This window comes from Chryseobacterium sp. S0630 (assembly GCF_024158915.1).
Taxonomy (GTDB): domain Bacteria; phylum Bacteroidota; class Bacteroidia; order Flavobacteriales; family Weeksellaceae; genus Chryseobacterium.
In genome coordinates, this window is record NZ_JAMZGF010000006.1 from 145,856 (window position 1) to 152,786 (window position 6,931).

Here is a 6,931-nt window from a genome sequence, read left to right on the forward strand (position 1 = left end):
ACGCTAATGGGTATAAGAATACAACGACAAAGCACAGCTGTCACTGCACAGAATCATTGATGTCCTAAGCTTTATTCCACGAAAGCGTCAAACGATTATTTTCTGGCAGGTCTTCTGACTTACTCCATTTTTGAAATCCTTCCCATTAAAAAACAGTGGATATATTCTTCAAAAACTTTGGTGCGGAGCTTACAGCAGCGGGTCTGTTCCGGATTTTCACCGGATTCCCTTTTAAGAGCTTTTTAGGGCTCACCAAATTTCGGCAAAGATAAATAATTATTCCTAATCCCCAATTAAAATCATGATTCATAAACAATTAAAGCTCCCGAAGGAGCTTTAACGTCATTTTATTGAGGGTGTCACTTTAAATTCCAATATTCAGGAAAACACTGAATCTCGATTTTGCTTCAATATCTCCTCCCGCCAGATGCGTATACATAGGAAGCATGATCTCACTTCCAAGACTGAGTTTTTTATAAGAAGCTTCAAATCCCAATTTTCCATACAAAGCACTTCCAGCAGTATTAGGCAAGGCTTCATCGAACTGTTTGTTCTGAGCATAAACTTCTCCCTGAACTCCCGTTTTTACAGAAAAAATAGATTTTTCATTCCCCGCAACCTGATAAAAACCTGTTGCAGCATAATTCCATTGGTTTCCGAAACGGTAATTTTTCTTATTCTCTGTTTTGATGGTATAATCTGTATTGACCAAAACAGCTACTTTATTTTTCTGAAATTTATAATTCAAAGCCGCCTGGTAATCCCAACTTCCGGTTCCCAGCTGAAAACTTGGATTGACTCCGGACGCTCCTTTTTCATCAAACTTTCCCAGAGGAATTTTCACTCCCAAACCTCCGCTCAGATGATGGAAATTATCTTTAGAACTCATCAGTTGGTAAATTCCCATCAGGTTCAGATCTCCAATCCCATTGATTTTAATATCTCCCTGCATGGTTTTCTTCTCATGAAAATGGAATGGCAGGCTCGCATATACACTCAACTTTTTAGTCAGTGGAATTTTCCCCCAAAGCTGCAGCGTATTGAAATACTGATCCTGTGTCAGGTCTTTTACAAACAAGTTCTCTTTCGCTTTATAATGCTGTGCAAAGTATTTGATTCCGATAAACTGTGGATTCAGTAAAGATTCAAAGCCGGAAGATCCGTTTCCTGCTGCACACCCACAGGCATCACAATCATCATCAAAATCGAATCTGCTAAAGGTTTCCGGAGCACTATAAGCACTGTCTCTAATGGTTTTTGCCTGATACTGACTCAACAGGATCAAACTTACTATCACTATAATCTTCTTCATGTTTTCTATAAATTATTCTGCAAATTTTGGATTGGATATAAAACTTTTATCCGACAATGTTTTCAGGAACGCAATGATTGATTGTTTTTCCTGACTATTCATGGCAATTCCCACATGTCCGTTCTGTTTCAGCTGTGGATCAAGGTTGGCATTATCTTCTACCTGATCTGAATAAAAATTGAGTACAGCGTCTAACGTGTAAAACCTTCCGTCATGCATATAAGGTGCGGTGTATTCTACATTTCTTAAACTCGGAACACGGAATTTCATCCAATCGACCTGATTCAAGCTCACTCTGTAACGTCCCGCATCCTTGAATTCTGTATTGTAATACATTCCCGTATTTCTGAAACTCTCATCCGTAAACAGTTCTCCGCTATGACATGAGGCACATTTCTGTCCGAATAAAGCCATCCCTTGAGATTCTGTTGAAGTCAATTGTTCCTTTCCCTGTCTGAATCTGTCATATTTTGAATCTGCAGAAATTAAAGAAGCCATAAACTGTGACAATGCTTTCAGAATTCTTTCTCCTGTAATAGCTTCGTCCCCATAAGCTTCTCTGAACAGCTTCTTATACTTCTGATCATCTTTTATCTTTGAAATAGCTTCCGGTATGGAGCTGTCCATTTCATTCACATCAGTAATCGGGCTGATGGGCTGTTCATTCAGATTATGAATCACTCCGTCCCACATATATCTTTTCAAAAAGGCCATATTCTGAATGGGTGGTGCATTTCTGATTCCTATTCTGTCGTCTACTCCATGGCTTACCGTATGACCATGATGGGTAAAGGCATTTTCCTGAATATGACAGAAGCCGCATGAAATAGTATTATTTCGGGAAAGTCTGCCTTCATAAAATAATTTCCGTCCCAGCTCCACTCCGTTTTTGGTGACCGGATTGATGGATTTATCAAAAGTCATTTCCGGAAAATAAGAAGGAAACTGCAGGTTGTAGGCTTCATCTTTTTCCAGTGGCTGAATCACCTCATCAGAACATGAAATACAGCTCAATCCCAATACAAACAGAACCAGTATCGTTTTAATCAAAAAATTAATCATTGTGAACGTGGTCTACTTTAAACATTTTCGTAAGATTGTTGGTAACATCTGTCAGGTGTTGGTTTGAGCCCATCAGCATATCATTGGCCGTTGTAAGGGTAAGAGCCTTATCTCCGCTCAAAAACTGGTTCAGATCTGCCAGAATATGAACAGAAGGTCGAATTTTTGCCGTCACTCTTGCTGTTGTGGGAAGATTCAAAGTGATTTCACGGTATAGATCGGGTTGCTGATTAGCGGTAACATTTCCCATATTTCCGGTATGGTTCATGAATTCTTTAGCAGGAGTGTCATTTCCATATTTTCCTTCCAGCTTTACAAAGACATAGCCGGCAGCCCATGACCACGACATTCCTTTTTGCTTGGCTTTTGTCCAGAATTCAGCCTGTCCGTCCTGCCCTAGCAAGTACGCTTTCTGACTGATCCCCAATCCGAATTTTATTTTCTTGTAATTGTTTTTCGGAATACCATCCAGATTAAGGTATATAATTCCGGCTACAGCATCTGCCTGATCTACGATAAAAGCACCTTTATCAGGGTTATTTTCGTTGTATTTAAATTCATTTCCGTTTTCGTCTATCAATACAATATTACTGATGACATATTTTAAGGCTGAAAAGTTATGTTTTTGTCCGTTGGAAGATGTCTGAACGGTCTGATTCAAAACGATATCTCCTACATTATTAAATCCGTTTTCAAATTTGATCTGAAGGTTTCCGGGTGTAGTATCCTGTGGATTTTCGTCATCCCTGCTGCTTTCGCAGGCTACAAAAGAGAATAAAGTAAAGGCAATAAAGAATAGTGATAAAAATTTATAAATTTTCATTGATGATTTTTTAAGTTGAATTATAATTTTTGAATGCAAAAACATTCTTTTTTACCACAAAAGGCACAAAAGTTTTTACACTTAAGTTTGTCAAGTGGTAAGTTTTATGCACAATAAGAACACTTAAGCTTTTTAAAAATCTTTGATTCTTAATTGATGTAAGCTTTTGTGACTTTTGTGGTTGAATAGTAATCGTTTAACTTAAAAAAACCGGTGGTTTGAAAATGTGGGTAAGAAACAGAAAAGAATAAGCTGTTTCGTAGGTAAAATTGAAATTGAAAAACGGAAGTTTTCCAGTAGTATTGATCTCTGTGGTCTCAGGCAGGATATAGGTGTCAAGGACTTTCTGTCCTGAGTTTTTGAGTTTCTGAAAAGGTGAAGATTCCGAATCATTGGTTTTTGCCAACTCTTTACTCAGGTAACATTTTCCGTTACAGTGAACCTCTGGCCTGGATTTATTAATACAGAGAACTTTAACGATATAATCATAATTTACAGCATACTCTACCACGGGCACTAAAGGTCTTAGCACCATATACAAGGTAAAAAGTATGCTGTAAAATAATTTCATTTGACTACTTCTTGCTTATTGCTTCGTCATATCTTCTGCTGATCTCTTTCCAGTTGGTAACGTTCCAGATCGCACTAAGATAATCTGCTCTTTTATTCTGATATTTTAAATAATAAGCATGTTCCCATACATCAATTCCGAAGATAGGAGTTCCCTTTTCTTCCACTACATCCATTAAAGGATTGTCCTGGTTAGGAGTAGAAGAAACAAATAATTTTCCGCTTTTATCCACAGAAAGCCATGCCCATCCTGATCCGAAACGATCTGCTCCGGCTTTAGCCATTTTTTCTTTAAAAGCATCCATACTTCCGAATGTTTCCGTAATCGCTTTTGCTAGTTTTGCGGAAGGCTGTGTATTTTTCTGGGGCGTAAGAACCGTCCAGAACAGTTCGTGATTATAATGACCTCCTGCATTATTTCTTACAGCAGCAGGCAGTTTTGAAGCATTGGAAAGAATCTGAAACAAAGTTTCTTTTTCCTGTGGAGTGCCAGCAATGGCTTTATTCAAGTTGGCTGCATATGCTGCACCATGTTTCGAATAATGAATTTCCATTGTTTGGGCATCAATATTTCCTTCCAAAGCATTATAAGCATAAGGCAGAGGCGTCTGCTTAAACTGAGCCAGTGTAAACTGAGCCGCAAAAACTGCACTTAGAGCAGCTATTTTCAAAATCTTCATAATTTTTTTGTTTATGGTTGAACAATGTTTTCTTGTTAAGCGGGAGGAAGGATGATGGAAGTTGGAAGTCATTGATGTCTTACCATGATTTCTTCAACTTCTATTTGCTTTTATAGCCATCTCAAAAATCGCTAGAACTTCATCGTCTGAAATAACTTCCAGCTTCTGGCATCCAACTTCCCTCCTCTCTATTTCAATAATTTCTTAATATCCTCGATCAGAATTTCTCTGTCGGGGTGATATTTTCCTGTCAGCATGGGTGTTTTACCTTCCGGATCACCGTAATTCAATCCTGAGTAATACAGAATAGGCATATTTTCTTTGTTGTATCGGCATCGGATATTTCCTTCCTGATCTACCAGCGCAATCATTCCGCTGTGGTTCAGGCTTTCTCCTTCATCTTCTTTGTCACCTACGTAGATATTAAACTGATCCGCAAGATTTCCAATATAGGTACGGTCTCCAGTCAGGAAATGCCAGTTCGGAGATGTTGCCCCTATTCTTTGAGCATGTTCTTTCAATGCTGATGGTGTATCGTTTTCCGGATCAATACTGATGGAAATAATGCCGAAGTCAGGATCATTAATCTGGTTCTGAATCGCTTTCATATTAGTATTCATCACCGGGCAAATTGTAGGACATTTGCTGAAGAAAAATTCTACGAGATATACTTTTCCCAGCATATCTTTATTGGTGATTTTTTTACTGTTCTGATCTGTGAGTTCAAAATCGGGAACTTTCATCACCGTATAAAGATTCTTTTTAAAATACCCCATCCCTACCCCTATTCCCAGGAAAAGCAATGCAAATAAAGCGATGGGTATAATCACTTTACTTTTATTATTGTTCTTTTTATTTTTGGGCATATTTCTCAGGGCTTTTTTTGAATTCACGTTTACAGGATACACTGCAAAAACCATACGTTTTGTTTTTATATATGGCTGTATCATTAATAGATCCTGCAGTTTTCATGTGGCAGATAGGATCTTCTTCATTCACTACCTGTACATTTTCTATTTTCTTCCCCGAGGAGTCCATGTGGCTTGCATGCTTTACCTGAGGAGTTTCCTTGGCACACGACAGTAATGATATTGACAGCAAGGCAGTCAAAATAATAGGAGATTTCATTTTAATGTTAAATTGAAATTAATAATGTTAAATAAAGTTATGATACTATATTCTAGTCAGAAAAAACACAGCATTTCTCAAGAGAAACTGATGCATTTCTTATTGTTTACAATAATATATTTTCATTGTAGAATGTATCTTTAATGGCTTATTAATGACAGGTTTAAAAACGCTCATTAATTAAACTAAAAACATAGTTTATTATAAAAATTAAGCCAACGGAGGATGGAATATCCTTGAAAAGTATTCTGAAGAATGAGAATTAAAATAACTTGAATCAGGAATTTCAGAAAGTGATTCCGAATTCAAATGAGAAGAGAAAGAAAGGATATCATGAGAAATAAAAACATCTAATCCTGCAATCTTTATGGTTTGGGAACTATTGGACTGTTTTTCTGTTTTTGCCAGTTCTTTTTCCACATAGCATTTTCCTTTACACGTAGATTGTGGTACATTTCTGTTCTCACAAAGGTTTTTCACAATATAATCATAGTTCACGGCATAATTTACCAATGGCAAAACGGGACGTAATGCAACGGTAAAAATGATGAATATGGAAATGAATGCCTTCAACGATTTTGTTCTCTGTACAAATATACTACTTCAAAACTGTTTTACAGATGATTTATGATGAATGTCATTATGGTAGTATACTGTTACCCACAAAAATTATAAAACTGTGCCTGTCTCCCGTAGTATTTTATCCCGAACTTTGATTGAAAATTAAGACCTAGATAAAAAATTTAGTTCTTTATATACAATTTAATCTTGTTGATAAAAGCTCTGCTGATGTTTTTGGCAGAGCTTTTTTATGTTTTGTTGGGTAGACGCAAAGAAGCAAGTTTTTTTCAATGTTTACTGTTTTAAGGCGCCAGGATTTTATCTCCGATAAAATTGAATACCGCCCAATAATGAGACTGAATGAAGCCGATCATTCAGAAGTAGCTTTGCTGAAAATCTTTGATTTTCTTGCTTCCTAAAAAACACTACAATTTTTATCTTCTTTGCACCTTTGCGTTTCTCCAAAAAAAAAAACTATTACCTTTTTAAAATTAAGTTTTGATATGTATGATGTTGGAAACGCAAAGACGCAAGTTTTTTTCAATGATTACTGTTTTAAGACGCTAGGATTTTATCTCCGATAAAATTGAATACCCACCAATAATGAGACTGAATAAAGCTGATCATTCAGAAGTAGCTTTGCTGAAAATCTTTGATTTTCTTGCGTCCTTAAAAGCAGCACAATTTTTATATTCATTGCGCCCCTCTGCGTTTCTCCAAAAAAACTATTACCTTTTTAAAATTAAGTTTTGATATGTATGATGTTGGAAACGCAAAGACGCAAGTTTTTTTCAA

The 6,931-nt window shown here is 36.7% G+C and carries 8 protein-coding genes and 1 riboswitch; all 8 genes read right to left on the bottom strand.

The genetic code is table 11. The features are described 5' to 3' along the window. Nucleotides 1-86: 86 nt before the first annotated feature. A riboswitch (cobalamin riboswitch) is annotated at nt 87-272 on the bottom strand. A gap of 92 nt (nt 273-364) precedes the next feature. The 8 genes from NK356_RS04745 to NK356_RS04780 all read right to left on the bottom strand — a co-directional run bounded on the left by NK356_RS04745 (nt 365) and on the right by NK356_RS04780 (nt 6,148). Then, a complete protein-coding gene (locus tag NK356_RS04745) occupies nt 365-1,312 on the bottom strand; it encodes a transporter (RefSeq protein WP_253316353.1) in 948 nt (315 codons plus the stop codon). Between the two features lie 12 nt (nt 1,313-1,324). Next, nucleotides 1,325-2,374 carry a cytochrome-c peroxidase gene (locus NK356_RS04750; RefSeq protein WP_253316354.1) on the bottom strand — a complete coding sequence of 350 codons (1,050 nt, stop codon included), beginning with the start codon at nt 2,372-2,374 and terminating at the stop codon, nt 1,325-1,327. Then, nucleotides 2,367-3,197: an MbnP family protein gene (locus tag NK356_RS04755; RefSeq protein WP_253316355.1), complete on the bottom strand. Its 831-nt coding sequence runs from the start codon at nt 3,195-3,197 to the stop codon at nt 2,367-2,369. Before NK356_RS04755 ends, NK356_RS04750 begins: the two co-directional genes overlap by 8 nt. A gap of 196 nt (nt 3,198-3,393) precedes the next feature. Beyond that, on the bottom strand, nt 3,394-3,768 hold the full coding sequence (locus NK356_RS04760) for a hypothetical protein (RefSeq protein WP_034694561.1): 375 nt from the start codon (nt 3,766-3,768) through the stop codon (nt 3,394-3,396). 4 nt (nt 3,769-3,772) lie between these two features. Further along, entirely contained in the window at nt 3,773-4,447 is a 675-nt protein-coding gene (locus NK356_RS04765; RefSeq protein ID WP_301287930.1) for a superoxide dismutase, read from the bottom strand. A gap of 188 nt (nt 4,448-4,635) precedes the next feature. Beyond that, a complete protein-coding gene (locus tag NK356_RS04770) occupies nt 4,636-5,313 on the bottom strand; it encodes an SCO family protein (RefSeq protein ID WP_185103661.1) in 678 nt (225 codons plus the stop codon). After that, a complete protein-coding gene (locus tag NK356_RS04775; protein ID WP_034694556.1) occupies nt 5,300-5,575 on the bottom strand; it encodes a YHS domain-containing protein in 276 nt (91 codons plus the stop codon). Before NK356_RS04775 ends, NK356_RS04770 begins: the two co-directional genes overlap by 14 nt. A 210-nt stretch (nt 5,576-5,785) precedes the next feature. Then, nucleotides 5,786-6,148: a hypothetical protein gene (locus NK356_RS04780; RefSeq protein WP_253316356.1), complete on the bottom strand. Its 363-nt coding sequence runs from the start codon at nt 6,146-6,148 to the stop codon at nt 5,786-5,788. Between the last annotated feature and the right edge of the window lie 783 nt (nt 6,149-6,931).

Coding starts and splice junctions, on each gene's coding strand:
- NK356_RS04745 (WP_253316353.1), bottom strand. CDS start 1,312: ATGAAGAAGATTATAGTGATAGTAAGTTTGATCCTGTTGAGTCAGTAT.
- NK356_RS04750 (WP_253316354.1), bottom strand. CDS start 2,374: ATGATTAATTTTTTGATTAAAACGATACTGGTTCTGTTTGTATTGGGA.
- NK356_RS04755 (WP_253316355.1), bottom strand. CDS start 3,197: ATGAAAATTTATAAATTTTTATCACTATTCTTTATTGCCTTTACTTTA.
- NK356_RS04760 (WP_034694561.1), bottom strand. CDS start 3,768: ATGAAATTATTTTACAGCATACTTTTTACCTTGTATATGGTGCTAAGA.
- NK356_RS04765 (WP_301287930.1), bottom strand. CDS start 4,447: ATGAAGATTTTGAAAATAGCTGCTCTAAGTGCAGTTTTTGCGGCTCAG.
- NK356_RS04770 (WP_185103661.1), bottom strand. CDS start 5,313: ATGCCCAAAAATAAAAAGAACAATAATAAAAGTAAAGTGATTATACCC.
- NK356_RS04775 (WP_034694556.1), bottom strand. CDS start 5,575: ATGAAATCTCCTATTATTTTGACTGCCTTGCTGTCAATATCATTACTG.